Source organism: Kocuria rosea subsp. polaris (genome assembly GCF_001483755.1).
Classification (GTDB): domain Bacteria; phylum Actinomycetota; class Actinomycetes; order Actinomycetales; family Micrococcaceae; genus Kocuria; species Kocuria cellulosilytica.
The window spans coordinates 466041-480843 of sequence record NZ_LQBK01000004.1; the positions used below are offsets into that span (position 1 = coordinate 466041).

The 14803-nt window shown below is 72.3% G+C and carries 11 protein-coding genes; 1 reads left to right on the forward strand and 10 read right to left on the reverse strand.

What is annotated here, in order from left to right; all coding sequences use genetic code 11:
• Positions 1–134: 134 nt before the first annotated feature.
• From AVL61_RS04525 to AVL61_RS04570, 10 genes are all read right to left on the reverse strand, one after another.
• Entirely contained in the window at positions 135–1520 is a 1386-nt protein-coding gene (locus tag AVL61_RS04525) for an 8-oxoguanine deaminase (RefSeq protein ID WP_058873129.1), read from the reverse strand.
• 201 nt (positions 1521–1721) lie between these two features.
• Positions 1722–3095, reverse strand: a complete 1374-nt coding sequence (allB, locus tag AVL61_RS04530; protein ID WP_157571297.1) for an allantoinase AllB — start codon at positions 3093–3095, stop codon at positions 1722–1724.
• Positions 3096–3505: 410 nt separating this feature from the next.
• Complete coding sequence (locus AVL61_RS04535) at positions 3506–4672, reverse strand: glycerate kinase (RefSeq protein ID WP_058873130.1); 1167 nt, start codon at positions 4670–4672, stop codon at positions 3506–3508.
• Positions 4673–4703: 31 nt separating this feature from the next.
• Positions 4704–6479: a glyoxylate carboligase gene (gene gcl / locus AVL61_RS04540; RefSeq protein WP_058873131.1), complete on the reverse strand. Its 1776-nt coding sequence runs from the start codon at positions 6477–6479 to the stop codon at positions 4704–4706.
• Between the two features lie 64 nt (positions 6480–6543).
• Positions 6544–7428, reverse strand: coding sequence for a 2-hydroxy-3-oxopropionate reductase (locus tag AVL61_RS04545; RefSeq protein WP_058873132.1), 885 nt, complete (start codon positions 7426–7428; stop codon positions 6544–6546).
• 75 nt (positions 7429–7503) lie between these two features.
• Positions 7504–8310 (reverse strand): hydroxypyruvate isomerase family protein, encoded by an 807-nt coding sequence (locus tag AVL61_RS04550; protein WP_058873133.1) that lies wholly within the window; start codon positions 8308–8310, stop codon positions 7504–7506.
• Positions 8311–8542: 232 nt separating this feature from the next.
• Complete coding sequence (locus AVL61_RS04555; protein WP_058873134.1) at positions 8543–9364, reverse strand: bifunctional allantoicase/(S)-ureidoglycine aminohydrolase; 822 nt, start codon at positions 9362–9364, stop codon at positions 8543–8545.
• Complete coding sequence (locus AVL61_RS04560; protein WP_408669406.1) at positions 9361–10707, reverse strand: DUF6986 family protein; 1347 nt, start codon at positions 10705–10707, stop codon at positions 9361–9363. The genes AVL61_RS04555 and AVL61_RS04560 overlap by 4 nt, the downstream gene beginning before the upstream one ends.
• Positions 10704–12332 (reverse strand): malate synthase A, encoded by a 1629-nt coding sequence (aceB, locus tag AVL61_RS04565; RefSeq protein ID WP_058873135.1) that lies wholly within the window; start codon positions 12330–12332, stop codon positions 10704–10706. The genes AVL61_RS04560 and aceB overlap by 4 nt, the downstream gene beginning before the upstream one ends.
• Before the next feature lie 68 nt (positions 12333–12400).
• The gene (locus AVL61_RS04570; protein ID WP_058873136.1) at positions 12401–13816 is read right to left on the reverse strand and encodes an NAD-dependent malic enzyme; all 1416 of its coding nucleotides are present in this window, start codon (positions 13814–13816) and stop codon (positions 12401–12403) included.
• A 183-nt stretch (positions 13817–13999) separates the two neighbouring features.
• Here AVL61_RS04570 and AVL61_RS04575 point away from each other — a divergent pair, with 183 nt between their 5' ends.
• The gene (locus tag AVL61_RS04575) at positions 14000–14773 is read left to right on the forward strand and encodes an IclR family transcriptional regulator (RefSeq protein WP_058873137.1); all 774 of its coding nucleotides are present in this window, start codon (positions 14000–14002) and stop codon (positions 14771–14773) included.
• Positions 14774–14803: the final 30 nt, after the last annotated feature.

Sequence of the window (14803 nt, forward strand, 5' to 3'; positions counted from 1 at the left end):
GGCACACCGCCGGGCGGAGGCGGGGAACGCCCTGCGACGGTGTCCGGGCCGGCCCGATCAGCTTGCTGCCACCGGGCCGCGGCGCCCCGCCCGGGCCCGGTCCGCGAGCGCCGCGCCCGGCGGGGCCGGGAGCTTCAGGCGTTCACCAGGCGGCGGGCCGCCGCGGAGTGCTCGGCGGTGAGCGCCTCCACGTCCAGACCGGCGATCGCACCGTCCTCCACGAGCCAGCGCCCGCCCACCATCACCCGGTCCGCGCGCTCCGCGCCGCACAGCAGCAGCGCGGAGAGCGGGTCGTGGGCGCCGGAGAAGCGCAGCCCGTCCAGCCGGAACATCGCGAGGTCCGCCTGGGCGCCCGAGCGCAGCACACCGAGGTCCGGGCGCCCGAGCAGGCGCGCGGAGCCGCGCGTCGCCCAGCCGAGGGCCCGCTCCGGGGTCACGGCCTCCGCCCCGTAGCGCAGCCGCTGCACGTACAGGGCCTGCCGGACCTCCTGCACCAGGTTGGAGGCGTCGTTGGAGGCGGACCCGTCCACCCCGAGCCCCACGGGGACTCCCGCCTCCTCGAGCTCCACGGCCCGGCAGATCCCGGAGGCCAGGCGCATGTTGGACGTGGGGCAGTGGGCCACGCCCACCCCGGCCGCGCCCAGGCGGACCACCTCGGCGTCGTCGAAGTGGATGCCGTGGGCCAGCCACGTCCGGTCGGTGAGCCAGCCCGTGGACTCGAGGTGGTCGACCGTCCGCAGCCCGAAGCGCTCCCGGCAGAAGTCCTCCTCGTCGATGGTCTCGGCGAGGTGGGTGTGCAGCCGCACGTCCAGCTCGCCGGCCAGCACGGCGGTGTCCCGCATGATCTCCCGCGTCACCGAGAACGGGGAGCACGGGGCCAGGGCGATCTGGGTCCGGGCGCCGTCGCCGCGCTCGTGGTAGGTCCCCACCAGGCGTGCGCTGTCGGCGAGGATCGTCCCCGCCTCCTGCACCGTCTGCTGCGGGGGCAGCCCGCCGTCGCGCTCGCCCAGGCTCATGGACCCCCGGGAGAGGACCGCCCGCATGCCGAGGCTCCGGGCGGCCTCGACCTGCACGTCGATCGAGTGCTCCATGCCGCCGGGGAACAGGTAGTGGTGGTCGGCCGCCGTGGTGCAGCCCGAGAGCAGCAGCTCCGCCATCGCCACCGTGGTCGCGAGCTGCAGGTCGCGGGGGCGCAGGCGGGCCCACACCGGGTAGAGGTCCCGCAGCCACGGGAACAGGGGGACGCTGACCACTGGCGCCCAGGCGCGCGTGAGCGTCTGGTAGAAGTGGTGGTGCGTGTTGATCAGCCCGGGCACCACCACGTGCTCCCGGGCGTCGAGGACCGCGCACGGAACGCTCGGGGCTCCGCCGGCCTGGACCAGCTCCACCACGGTGCCGGAGGCGGTGTCCACCACGACACCGCCGGCCGTGTCCGCGGAGGCGTCCTCGCCGGTGTACAGGGCCAGGGGCTCGCGCAGCCACAGCCGGTGGGAGCCGGGGTTCGAGGTGTGGGGACGCACAGGGTTCTCCGATCGGTCGCAGGACTCGTCACCGGCGCCGTGCGCCTCGTGTGCTCCGAGGGCGGCACTCGGCGCCGCCAGCTCAGTGAGGTCCTGTCTGCTGATCCAGGAGACCGCTCCCGCGGTCCCGGTGACCGTAGCACCGGCGGATGTTCGCTCTCAACCGTCCGGGCCCCGACGACGGGCCCGTCCGCCGTCCGGTCAGTTCTCCCCGCGCCGGAGGAGTCGGCCGTGCGGTGTCTCGAAGTCCACGGCGGTGCCCCGCACGAAGGTCCTGCGCACTCTTCCGGACAGCGCCTTGCCCTGGTACGGGGTGATGGGGTTCTTGTGGTGCAGCTTCCCGGCGTCCACGACGAAGGCGTCGTCGGGTGCGAAGACCACCAGATCGGCGTCATAGCCCAGGGACAGCCTGCCCTTGGAGCGGAGGCCGGCCCGCTGGGCGGGCCTCGTCGACATCCACTCCACCACGCGGCCCAGGTCTACTCCGCGGCGACGGGCCTCGGTCCAGATCAGGGACAGACCCAGCTGCAAGGAGGAGACCCCGCCCCAGGCCACCCCGAAGTCGCCGTTGTCGAGGTCCTTCAGGTCCAGGGTCGAGGGGGAGTGGTCGGAGACGATGAAGTCGATGGTGCCGTCGATCAGACCCTCCCACAGCAGCTCGCGGTTGCCGACCTCCCGCACCGGCGGGCAGCACTTGAAGGCGGTGGCGCCGTTGGGCACCTCCTCGGCGAGCAGGGTGAGGTAGTGCGGGCAGGTCTCCACCGTGATGTCCAGGCCGTCCCTCTTCGCGGTGGCGAGCATGGGCAGGGCGTCCGAGGAGGACAGGTGCAGGATGTGGGAGCGGGCGCCGGTCCAGCGGGTGCGCTCGATGACCTCGGCGATGGCCAGGTTCTCGGCGCCGCGCGGGCGGGACCTGAGGAAGTTCTCGTACACGTCCCCCTCGGGCCGCGGGGCACGGTCGATGGCCCGGGAGTCCTCGGCGTGCACGATCATCAGCGAGTCGAACGTCTTGATCTCGGCGAGGTCCTCCTCCATCTCGTCGGCCTCGAGGTGGGGGAACTCGTCCACCCCGGAGTGCAGCAGGAAGCACTTGAAGCCGAAGACGCCGTCGTCGTGCAGCTCGCGCAGGTCGGGCTTGTTGCCGGGGATGGCCCCGCCCCAGAAGCCGACGTCCACGAAGACGTTGTTCTGGGCGAAGAGCCGCTTGTACTCGAGGGCCGGCACGTTGACCGTCGCCGGGACGGAGTTGAGCGGCATGTCCAGGACCGTGGTGACGCCCCCGGCGGCGGCGGCGCGGGTCGCGGAGGCGAACCCCTCCCACTCGGTGCGGCCGGGCTCGTTGATGTGCACGTGGGTGTCCACCAGGCCGGGCAGCAGGTGCTCGTCCTCGGCCAGTTCCACGACCTCGCGGCCCGCCAGGCCGGCGCCGAGGGGTTCGATGGCCACGATCCTGCCGTTGCGCACGCCGACCTCGCGCGGGGCGAAGTGGTCGCCGCAGGAGACGTTCCGGCCGCGCACCACGAGGTCGAACTCGCGGTGGTCCCCCGCGAAGGCGCCGTCGTCGTCCGCCCCCAGGTGGGGGTCGTCGGCGGCATCAGCGGGGATCCCGTGCTCCCGCTGGTAGTCGGCGATCAGCCGGCGGACGCGCTCGGGGTCGTTGACGTCGTGGCTCACGTCCAGCTTGTGCGCCTGCTCGGCCTCGTAGGCGCTCCGGGCGGAGGCGGGCTTGGTGGCCGCGCGGGCGGAGTCCTCCCGGGCGATCGCCGCGGGGTCCTCGCTCAGCTGCTGCGCACGCCCGGCGGCGTCAGCGGTGCCGTCCGCGCCCCGGCCGGGCTCCGCGGGCGGTTGCCGCGGGTCCGGCCGGTGCCCCTGCTCGTCGCTCTGCTGCCCGCCCCGGCCGGGGGTCTCCGGCTGCTGCGGCGTCTTCTTCTCCGTCATGTCGGAGCTCCTCCTCGTCATCGGCGTCCGCACCGGCCGCCGGGTCGTCAGTTGGGTCGGGTCCCGGTGAGCAGGCCGGGGAGATCGCGGGCGAGGCGGGCGCCCACCTGCTCGAGCAGCCTGCCGGCCTCGCGCATGCTGACCCGCGGGTCCGGTTCGAGCTCGGCCAGGGCATAGGTGCGCACGAAACCCGCGGCCCGGCGGGTCTCCTCGTCCAGGGTGGTGCGGCCGCACACGGCCACCACCGGCACGCCGGCGGCGTGCGCCGTGGCGGCGACCCCCATGGGGGTCTTCCCGCCGAGCGACTGCTCGTCGAGGCTGCCCTCCCCGGTGACCACGAGGTCGGTGCCCGCCATCCGGTCGGCGAGGCCCACGAACTCCAGGACCACGTCGATGCCCGGGCGGCGCCGGGCCCCGAGGACGGCGAGGGCCGCGTAGCCCACGCCGCCGGCGGCCCCGGCGCCGGGCGACGCGGCCGCGGCCAGGGCGGCCGGGCCCAGGGCGTCCGCCAGCCGGTCCCGGAAGACCGTCAGCGCGGCGTCGAGGGATGCCACGAGCTCCGGGCCGGCGCCCTTCTGCGGGCCGAACACGGCGGCCGCGCCGTTGGCCCCCGTGAGCGGGTTGTCCACGTCCGCGGCCAGGACGAACCGTGCGTCCCGCACCCGGGGGTCCAGTCCGGCGAGGTCCACCCGGGCCAGCCGGGCGAGCTCGGCGCCTCCACGGCCCAGCTCGGCGCCCTCGTCGTCCAGCAGGCGCGCGCCGAGGCCCTGGAGCAGCCCGGCACCGCCGTCGGTGCAGGCGCTGCCGCCCACTCCCAGGACGATCCGGGTGGCTCCGGCGTCGAGGGCGGCGCGGATCAGCTCACCGGTGCCGCGGCTGGTGGCGCCCCCGGCGTCGAGCACGGGATCGCCGTGCTCGTCCACCGGGAGGGCGGCCAGTCCCGAGGCCAGGGCCATCTCCACCACCGCGGTCCGGTCCAGCAGGGCGAACCCTGCCTCGACGGGGTCCCCGACGGGACCGGTCACGGTGGCGGAGCAGGCGGTGAACCCGGCGCCGACGGCGGCGTCGAGGGTGCCCTCGCCGCCGTCGGCCACCGGGACGGCCACGACCGCGGCGGACGGCTCCACGGACCGGATCCCCGCTGCGAGGTGCTCCACCACGTCGGTGGCTTCCAGCGAGCCCTTGAACTTGTCCGGGGCGACGACGATGCGCACGGTCGTTCCTCCTGTTGTGTGCGGACGGGGATCAGTCGAGCAGGGCGATCGCGGTCGGGGCGTCCGCGCCGCGGGCGGCGAGCTCCTCGAACTCGACCACGTTGTCGATCTCGGTCCCCATGGAGATGTTGGTGACCTTCTCCAGGATGACCTCCACGACCACGGGCACCCGGTGCTCCTCCAGGAGGGCGCCGGCCTGGTCGAAGGCCTCCCGCAGCTTCTCGGGGTCGGTCACGCGCAGGGCCTTGCAGCCCAGGCCCTCCACGACCTTCAGGTGGTCCACCCCGTAGCCCTGGGTCTCCGGGGAGTTGATGTTCTCGAAGGCCAGGGAGACGTTCTGCTCCATCTTGAACCCTCTCTGGGACTGGCGGATCAGGCCCAGGTAGGAATTGTTCACCACCACGTGGATGTAGGGAAGGTTGAACTGCGCCCCGACGGCCAGCTCCTCGATCATGAACTGGAAGTCGTAGTCGCCGGAGAGGGCCACCACGGTGGCCTCGGGCTTGCCCCGGACGACGCCGAGGGCGGCGGGCCCGGTCCAGCCCAGGGGGCCCGCCTGGCCGGCGTTGATCCACTGGCGGGGGCCGTGCACGTGCAGGAACTGGCCGCCGGCGATCTGGGAGAGCCCGATCGTGGAGACGTAGGTGACGTCCGTGCCGAAGACGGAGTTCATCTCCTCGTAGACGCGCTGCGGCTTGACCGGGACCTGCGTGAAGTGCGTCTTGCGCTGCATGGAGCCCTTGCGCTGGGCGCAGTCCTTGACCCACACGGACCAGTCCGGCACGGCGAACCGCTCCTTCCGCTCCCGGGCGACCTCGAGGAGGACCTCCAGGGCCGCGCCGGCGTCGGAGACGATGCCGAGGTCGGGGGAGAAGACGCGCCCGATCTGGGTGGGCTCGATGTCGATGTGCACGAACGTGCGGCCCCGGGTGTAGGTGTCCAGGCCGCCGGTGTGCCGGTTGGCCCAGCGGTTGCCGATGCCGAGCACGAAGTCGGACTCCAGGAACGTCGCGTTGCCGTAGCGGTGGGAGGTCTGCAGCCCCACCATCCCGGCCATCAGCGGGTGGTCGTCCGGGATGGCGCCCCAGCCCATGAGGGTCGGGATCACCGGCACGTCCAGCAGCTCGGCGAGCTCGACCAGCTGCGCGGAGGCGTCGGCGTTGATGATGCCGCCGCCGGCCACGATGAGCGGGCGCTGGGCGGAGGAGAGCATGTCCAGGACCTTCTCGGCCTGCGCGCGGGTCGCCGCGGGGCGGTGCACGGCCAGGGGCTCGTAGACGTCGATGTCGAACTCGATCTCGGCGAGCTGCACGTCCAGGGGGAGGTCCAGCAGCACCGGTCCGGGCCGGCCCGAGCGCATGAGGTAGAAGGCCTTCTGGAACGCCCCGGGCACCTGGCCCGGCTCCAGCACCGTCATGGCCATCTTGGTGACCGGCGCGGCGATCGTGGAGATGTCCACGGCCTGGAAGTCCTCCTTGTGCAGCTTGGCCACGGGGGCCTGGCCGGTGATGCACAGGATCGGGACGGAGTCCGCCCACGCGGCGTAGAGGCCGGTGATCATGTCGGTGCCGGCGGGACCGGACGTGCCCACGCAGATCCCGATGTTGCCGGGGGCGGCGCGGGTGTAGCCGTCGGCCATGTGCGAGGCGCCCTCGACGTGCCGGGCGAGGGTGTGCCGGATGCCGCCGTGGGCGCGCATCGCGGAGTAGAACGGGTTGATGGCGGCGCCGGGCAGGCCGAAGGCCTCGGTGGCGCCCTCCTTCTCGAGGATGGCGACGACGGCGTCGACCGTGCGCATTCTGGCCATGATGAACTCCTTGGAAGCAGGACCCGGGATCGGGTCGGGAAGCGGTGGGGCGGGGTGGGGCAGGTCAGCGGCCGGAGCGGCCGGAGAGCTCCTCGACGAGCTTGAACAGACCCGAGTGGTCGAGTCCGCCGTCGCCCTTGTTGACGGTGGCGGCCACGAGCTGGGCGACGATGGCGCCGAGCGGCACGGCCACGCCGGCCTCGCGGGCGGCGGAGGTCACGATGCCCATGTCCTTGTGGTGCAGCTGCAGCCGGAAGCCCGGGTCGAAGTTGCGGTCCAGCATCTTCTGGCCCTTCTGGTCCAGGACCTTGGACCCGGCCAGGCCGCCGCCGAGGACCTTCAGCGCGGCGTCCGTGTCCACGCCGTAGGCCTCGAGGAAGACGACGGCCTCCGCGAGCAGCTGGATGTTGCCGGCCACGATCAGCTGGTTGGCGGCCTTGACGGTCTGCCCGGAGCCGGCGGGGCCCACGTGCACGATGGTCCTGCCGACGGCCTCGAGCACCGGGCGGGCGGCCTCGAAGTCCGCGGCCTCGCCGCCGACCATGATCGAGAGCACGGCGTCGACGGCGCCCTGCTCGCCGCCGGACACCGGGGCGTCCAGCGGGCGCAGGCCGTGCTCGACGGCCTCCCGGGACAGGCGGGCGGCGACGTCCGGGCGGATGGAGCTCGCGTCGATCCAGACGGTGCCCTTCGGGGCGTGGGCGAAGACGCCGTCCTCGCCGGTCACGACGCCCTCGACGTCCGGGGAGTCCGGGACCATCGTGATCACGACGTCGGCGTTCGCCACCGACTCGGCCACGCTGGACGCGCCCTGGCCGCCGGCCTCGACGAGCTGGTCGATCTTGTCCTGCGAGCGGTTGTAGCCGACGACGTCGTAGCCGGCCTTGACGAGGTTCTTGGCCATGGGCAGGCCCATGATGCCGAGTCCGATGACGGTGACGTTGGTCATGGTGGGAGTCCTCACTGTGGGGCCCGTGCGGTGCGGGCGACGGGCGGTGGTGGCAGGAGCGGGGGAGGAGGGGCGTCAGGCGCCGGCGCGGGCGGCGGACCACGCCGAGGTCCAGGCGAAGGGGTCCTGCTGCGACGCCTTGTACTCGAGGCCCACCCAGCCGGTGTAGCCGAGCTCCCGGCTGCGCTCGACCCACTGCTGGAGCGGGAGCTCGCCGGTGCCGGGCTCGTTGCGGCCGGGGGCGTCGGCGATCTGGATGTGGCCGAAGTCCGCGGCGTGCTTCTCGATGACCGCGGCGACGTCGTCGCCGTTGACCGACAGGTGGTAGAAGTCGGCGAGCAGCCTGATGTTGTCCGCGCCGGCCTGCTGGACCTTCGCGATGACGTCGAGGGCGTCCTGGGCGGTCTTCAGGGGGTAGGCCTCGGTGCCGGAGACGGGTTCCAGCAGCACGGTCCCGCCGATCCGGGCCACGCCCTCCGCGGCGGCCACGAGGTTGCGCACCGCCAGCTCGTCCTGGGCCTCCGGGGAGTGCTCGGGCCGGCGGTTGCCGTAGAGGGCGTTGAAGGCCCTGCACCCGGTGCGCTCGCCGATCGCGGCGACCACGGCCACGTTGTCCTTGAACTCGTCGCAGCGGCCCTTCCAGGACACGAGTCCCCGGTCCCCGCCCGGCATGTCGCCGGCGTTGAAGTTCAGCCCGCTCAGCTGCACCCCCGCGTCCCGGATCGCGCCCACGAAGGCGTCGACGTCGCGGTCCGCGGGCACGGACTCGGCGAAGGGCCACCAGAACTCGACCGCGTCGAAGCCGGCGGCCTTCGCCGCAGCCGGCCGCTCGAGCAGGGGCAGGTCGGTGAGAAGGATGGAGCAGTTCACGGTGTAGGACATCGGGATCCTCCTGGTTCGGACGGGACCACCACAGATTTCGAGATGTGGAAGTCAACTTCTGTCTTGTGAAACAGCGTACGGTTCCCTGTGACGCAGGTCAATCCCTGTTTGGAATAAGTATTTCGTGATGTGGAAATCGAGACGCGTGGTCCGATGGCATGGAAGAACCCCGTGCCGCCGCGGTGGCAGGGCGGCACGGGGTCCGGTCGGTGGGGACGGGATCGCCGTCCGGTCAGCGCAGCTTCATCTGCCGGTTGACGTCCTTGTAGAGGAGGTACCGGAAGCGGCCGGGCCCGCCCGCGTAGCAGGCCTGGGGGCAGAACGCCCGCAGCCACATGAAGTCGCCTGCCTCCACCTCGACCCAGTCCTGGTTGAGCCGGTAGACGGCCTTGCCCTCGAGGACGTAGAGCCCGTGCTCCATGACGTGGGTCTCGGCGAAGGGGATCACCGCGCCCGGCTCAAAGGTCACGATCGTCACGTGCATGTCGTACCGGACGTCGTCCGGGTCCACGAAGCGGGTGGTCGCCCACTTGCCGTCGGTCCCCGGCATGGCCGTCGGCTCGACCTCCTGCTCGTTGGTGACGAACGGCTCCGGCACCTCGATGCCCTGCACGTACTCGTAGGCCTTGCGGATCCAGTGCAGACGGGCGGGCTCGCCGCCGCGGTTGCGCACGGTCCACTCGCACTCCGGCGGGAGGAACGCGTAGCCGCCGGGGGAGAGCTCGTGCTCCTCCCCGTCGACGGTCAGGACGAGCGCACCCTCCATGAGGAAGAGCACGCCCTCCACGCCGGACTCCGTCTCGGGCCGGTCGCTGCCGCCGCCGGGGCCGACCTCCACGATGTACTGCGAGAAGGTCTCCGCGAAGCCGGACAGGGGCCGCGCGAGCACCCAGACCCGGGTGTCCTCCCAGAACGGGAGCCGGCTGGTCACGATGTCCCGCATGGTCCCGCGCGGGATCACCGCGTAGGCCTCCGTGAACATCGCCCGGTCCGTGAGCAGCTGGGTCTGGTCGGGGTGGCCGCCGTGCGGCGCGTGGTAGGTGGTCTCGGTCATCTGAAGTCGCCTCCGGTGGTCGATGCGGCCGGTGCCGCGGCCTTGGGATGGGCCAGGGAGAAGAGCTCGTGCTCGCCGATGCCGGCGCTCTGCTCGAGCTCCTCCCCGGAGATCGCGCCGCACAGCACGCCGCGGTGGACGAAGCGGGCCAGGGCGCGAGCCGTGGCGGGCTCGTCCATGATCTCCGACTCGATGCCGTGCACGTAGTTCTTCAACCGCAGCGCCGCCGGGGGGAAGCCCTCGCGGTAGAAGAAGTACGTGGCGAGGTAGCGGGTGGGCAGCTGGTGCGCGTGCAGGTCCCAGCCCTGGTAGTAGCCCCGCTCCAGGGAGCGGCGCACCAGGCGGGCGTGCAGCCGCCAGGCGGCCAGCTTCTGCTGCTCGTTCCCGGTGGGCAGGATGTTCGTGGAGCCGTCGGAGAGCCGCACCCCGGTGCCGGCCACGGCGACCTGCATGACGGCCTTGGCGTGGTCGGCGGCCGGGTGCTCCATGGACTGGTACTGAGCGGCGATCTGCAGGGAGTCGGAGTAGTCGTAGGTCCCGTAGTGCAGGGCCTCGACCCGTCCGTCCGTCCGGTGGAGCATCGCCGGGATGGGGCAGGCGCCGTCGGCTCCCAGGATCATCGGGGCGGTCTCCATCTGCACCTCGAAGCGCAGCCGCCCGGCGGGCAGACCGAGTCCCGCCTCGAGCTGTTCGCAGGCCTCGACCATGACGTCGACCTGCTCCGGGGTGCTCACCTTGGGCAGGGTGAGCACGAGGCCGCGGGGGAGGCCGTCCTCGCTGTGCCCGGCCTCCCGCAGTCCGCCCTCGTGCACCAGGGTGGTGACGAACAGGTCGAGCGTGCGCAGCCCGCGGTCCCGGGTGGCGGCCTCGAAGCACTTGAAACGGATCCCGATGTACGGCGGCGCGGTGCCCTCCCGGACGGCCAGGGCCACGGTGTGCGCCGCGCGCACGACCCACTCGTCCTCCTCCTCGTCCCCGCGGTCGCCGAAGCCGTCCTCGAAGTCCAGACGGACGTCCTCGATGGGCTCGGTGGCGAGCTTGTGCTCGACCGCTCGGACCACCCGGTCGACCAGGCCGGGGTCGGCACCCTCGGGAGCGACCTGCGCCGCGAGGGAGGCCGCCCCGAGCCCGGCCACGGCCTCGGCGGCGCGCTCTCCCCACTGCCGGGCGGTCGCCGGGGTGAAGCTGTCGGCGGGGAGGTAGACGGTGTGCACCGGCTGGCGTGTCCCCGGGTCCCCCGGATAGGACCGCCGGAGCAGCTCGTCGGTGCCGGCCAGCCGCTCGGCGGCGCGCTGCCGGAAGGCCGTGCCCAGCGTCCCGGCGCCCTGGACGTCGGCGCTCACTTCGTGGCCACCCGGTCGCGGTCGGACTGCTCGAGCAGCTCGTAGGCGGGCAGGGTGAGGAAGTCGACGTAGTCCTCGCCCAGCACCAGGTCGGCGATCAGGGCGGCCGCGGGCTCGAAGTGCGCCTCGTAGGACTCCTGGTCGACCTCGCCGCGAAGAACCTCCTTCTGCCGCTGGAGCTCCTCGGCGACGAGCTCACGGGTCGCGGTGTTGCCGGTGTCCTCGTAGACCACGCCGTTGCGGATCTGCTGCCAGATCTGCGAGCGGGAGATCTCGGCGGTGGCTGCGTCCTCCATGAGGTTGTGGATGGCCACGGCTCCGTTGCCGGACAGCCACACCGCGGTGTAGCGGATCGCCACGTAGAGGTTGGCCGCGAGCTCCTGCTGGGTGCTCACCCGCCCGGCGCTGGCGACATCGAGCAGCTGCTCGGCGCTCACCTGCACGTCCTCGCGCAGCCGGTCCACCTGGTTGGGTCGCTCGCCGAGGACCCGGTCGAAGACCTCCCGGCACGTCGGGACGAGGTCGGGGTGGGCCACCCAGGACCCGTCGAAGCCGTCCTCGGCCTCGCGGGTCTTGTCCGCGCGCACCTTGGCGAACGCGGCCTCGGTGGCCTCCTGGTCCCGGCGGTTCGGGATGACGGCGGCCATGCCGCCCATCGCGAAGGCGCCGCGGCGGTGGCAGGTCCGCACGAGCAGCTCGGTGTAGGCGCGCATCAGCGGGGCGGTCATGGTGATGGTGGAGCGGTCCGCCAGGACGAACTTCTCACCGGCGTCCCGGAAGTACTTGATGATGCTGAACAGGTAGTCCCAGCGCCCTGCGTTGAGCCCGGAGGCGTGCTCGCGCAGCTCCCAGAGGATCTCTTCCATCTGGAAGGCCGCGGGGATCGTCTCGATGAGCACGGTCGCCCGGATCGTGCCATGCTCGATGCCCAGGTGCTCCTCGGCGAACGTGAACATGTCGTTCCACAGCCGGGCCTCGAGGTGGGACTCCAGCTTCGGCAGGTAGTAGTACGGTCCGTGCCCGTTGGCCAGCAGGAGCTTCGCGGTGTGGAAGAAGTGCAGGCCGAAGTCCACGAGCGCGCCGGAGGCCGGCTGCCCGTCCACGGTGACGTTGTGCTCGGGCAGGTGCCAGCCGCGGGGCCGGGTGACGACCACGGCGAGCGGGACGTCCTGGCGCAGCGCGTACTGCTTGCCCTCCGGGGACGTGAAGCTCAGGGTGCCCCGGGCGGCGTCGCGCAGGTTGAGGACGCCGTCCACCTGGTTGTGCCACGTGGGGCTCGAGGCGTCCTCGAGGTCGGCGAGCCAGACCTTGGCCCCGGAGTTCAGCGCGTTGATCGCCATCTTGGCCGGCGAGGCGGGCCCGGTCATCTCGACCCGGCGGTCCTGCAGGGCCGGCGGCGCCGGGGCGACCGTCCAGTCCCCCTCGCGGATCTCCCGGGTCTCCGGGAGGAAGTCGAGGGCGCCGGTCTCGGCGGCCCGGCGGCGGTTCTGCTCCCGGGCGCCGAGCAGCTCGTCGCGGTGGTCGGCGAAGTTCTGGTGCAGGGCCTCCACGAAGGAGAGGGCCTCGGCGGTGAGGATCTCGCTCGCGCGGTCCAGGCCGGCTGGGATGGTGAACTCGATGGCCATGGTGGTCTCCGTTCGGTGCTGGGTTCGGTGGGCGTCGCGGCCCGTGGTGCGGACTCGGTGCCGCGCTGCTAGCGGGCGGCCACCGGCGCGAGCTGGCGGGTGTCCTGCTGGGCCGCCTGCTGCACGGCCTCGGCCACGGCCGGTGCCACGTGCTGGTCGAAGACACTGGGGACGATGTAGCTCGCGTTGAGCTCGTCCTCGGCCACGCAGTCCGCGATGGCCTGCGCGGCGGCGACCAGCATGTCGGTGGTGATGTCGGATGCCCCGGCGTCGAGCAGGCCGCGGAACAGGCCCGGGAAGGCCAGGACGTTGTTGATCTGGTTCGGGAAGTCCGAGCGGCCGGTCGCGACCACCGCGGCGTGCTCCGCGGCGACGCCCGGATCGATCTCGGGGTCAGGATTGGCCATGGCGAAGACGATCGCGCGGTCGTTCATGGCGGCCACGTCGGCCCCGTCGAGCAGGTCGGGGGCGGAGACGCCGATGAAGACGTCGCTGCCCACCACGGCCTCCTTGAGCGAGCCGGAGAACCCGGTCTCGTTGGTGTTCTCGGCGATCCACTGCCGGTGCGGGTCGTCGTAGCTCTCCCCGCGGTGGATGGCGCCCTTGCGGGAGCAGGCAATGATGTCCTGCACCCCCTGGGCCTTGAGCAGCTGGATGATGGCGTGCCCTGCGGCGCCCACCCCGGAGACCACGACCTTGACGTCGCCGATCTGCTTGTCCACCACGCGCAGGGCGTTGAACAGCGCTGCCAGGGCCACGATCGCGGTGCCGTGCTGGTCGTCGTGGAAGACGGGGATGTCGAGCTCCTCGCGGAGCCGGGCCTCGATCTCGAAGCAGCGCGGGGCCGCGATGTCCTCGAGGTTGATCCCGCCGTAGACGGGGGCCATGGCCTTGACGATCCGCACGATCTCGTCGGTGTCCGTCGTGTCGAGGCAGACCGGCCAGGCGTCCACGCCGGCGAACGCCTTGAACAGGGCGGCCTTGCCCTCCATAACCGGCAGGGCGGCGGCGGGGCCGATGTCGCCCAGCCCGAGCACCGCGGTGCCGTCGGTGACCACGGCCACCGTGTTGCGCTTGATCGTCAGCCGCCGGGCGTCCTCGGGGTTGTCGTGGATGGCCATGCACACCCGGGCCACGCCGGGGGTGTAGGCGCGGGAGAGGTCGTCACGGTTGCGCAGCGAGACGCGGGGGGTGACCTCGATCTTGCCGCCGAGGTGGATCAGGAACGTGCGGTCGCTGATCTTGCGCACCCGGACTCCGTCGAGCGCCTCGAGGGCGTCGCGCACCTCGTCGCGGTGGGATGCGTCGGAGACGTTGCAGCTGACGTCGACGACGACGTGGTCTGCGTGGGACTCCACGATGTCGAGGGCGGTCACGGCCGCGCCGGCCCGAGCGGCCGCGGTGGCGAGCTCGCTGGTGACGGTGAGGCCGGCCGGGGCCTGTACACGCAGGATCATCGAGTAGCCGGGACTGGGCGTGGCCATGGTTCCTCCAAGAGCGGTGGTGCGACCATTTCAGTCGCATTGTGGAATGAAACTTTCGTATTATGGATATTATGGGAGTCGGCCGAGGTTGGCAAGGAACTTTCGTGACACCTGTCACGGGGCCGGCCGCCGAGATCTCGCCCGCCGCACGAGGCGGCCGGGCCGTACCGACGGGAGATGGCCATGACCACGACGACCACACGAGCCGGTTCGGGTGGTGTGCAATCGGTGGAGCGCGTTTTCGAGCTTCTCGAGGTGATCACCGCGGCAGGTGGGGACATGTCGCTGAGCGAGCTCTCCGCCGCCGTGAAGCTCCCACTGCCCACCATCCACCGGCTGCTCCGCACGCTGGTGCCCTCCGGCTACGTCCGCCAGCTCCCCAACCGGAACTATGCGCTGGGCCCGAGGCTGATCCTGCTGGGGGAGGCCGCCGGGCGCCAGTTCGGTTCGGCGGCCCGCACGCGGCTGGACGAGCTGGTGACCGAGCTCGGTGAGTCGGCGAACATGGCCGTGCTCGACGGCCAGGAGGTCGTCTACATCGCCCAGGCCCAGCCCAACCGGTCCATGCGCATGTTCACGGAGGTGGGCCGCCGGGCCGACACCCACGACACCGGTGTGGGCAAGGCCATGCTCGCCACCCTGCCGGACGAACGGGTCCGCGCCATCGTGGGCGCGGCGGGCATGGCCACGCCCACGCCCAAGAGCATCGGGACCCTCGAGGAGCTCTTCGCGGATCTCGACCGGATCCGGGAGCGCGGCTACGCGATCGACGACGAGGAGACGGAGCTCGGGGTGCGCTGCTACGCGATGGCGGTGCCCGGCGCCCCCACGCCCACGGCCATCTCCGTGTCGGGCCCCGTGTCCCGGGTGGACGAGGACTTCGGCCGCCGGGCCGTGCCCGTGCTGCGCCGGGCCGCCGAGGCGATCGCCGCGGAGCTGATGCCCGCCTCGGGCTGAGGCTCGCACGCACCGGCTGCGCCCGCCGCC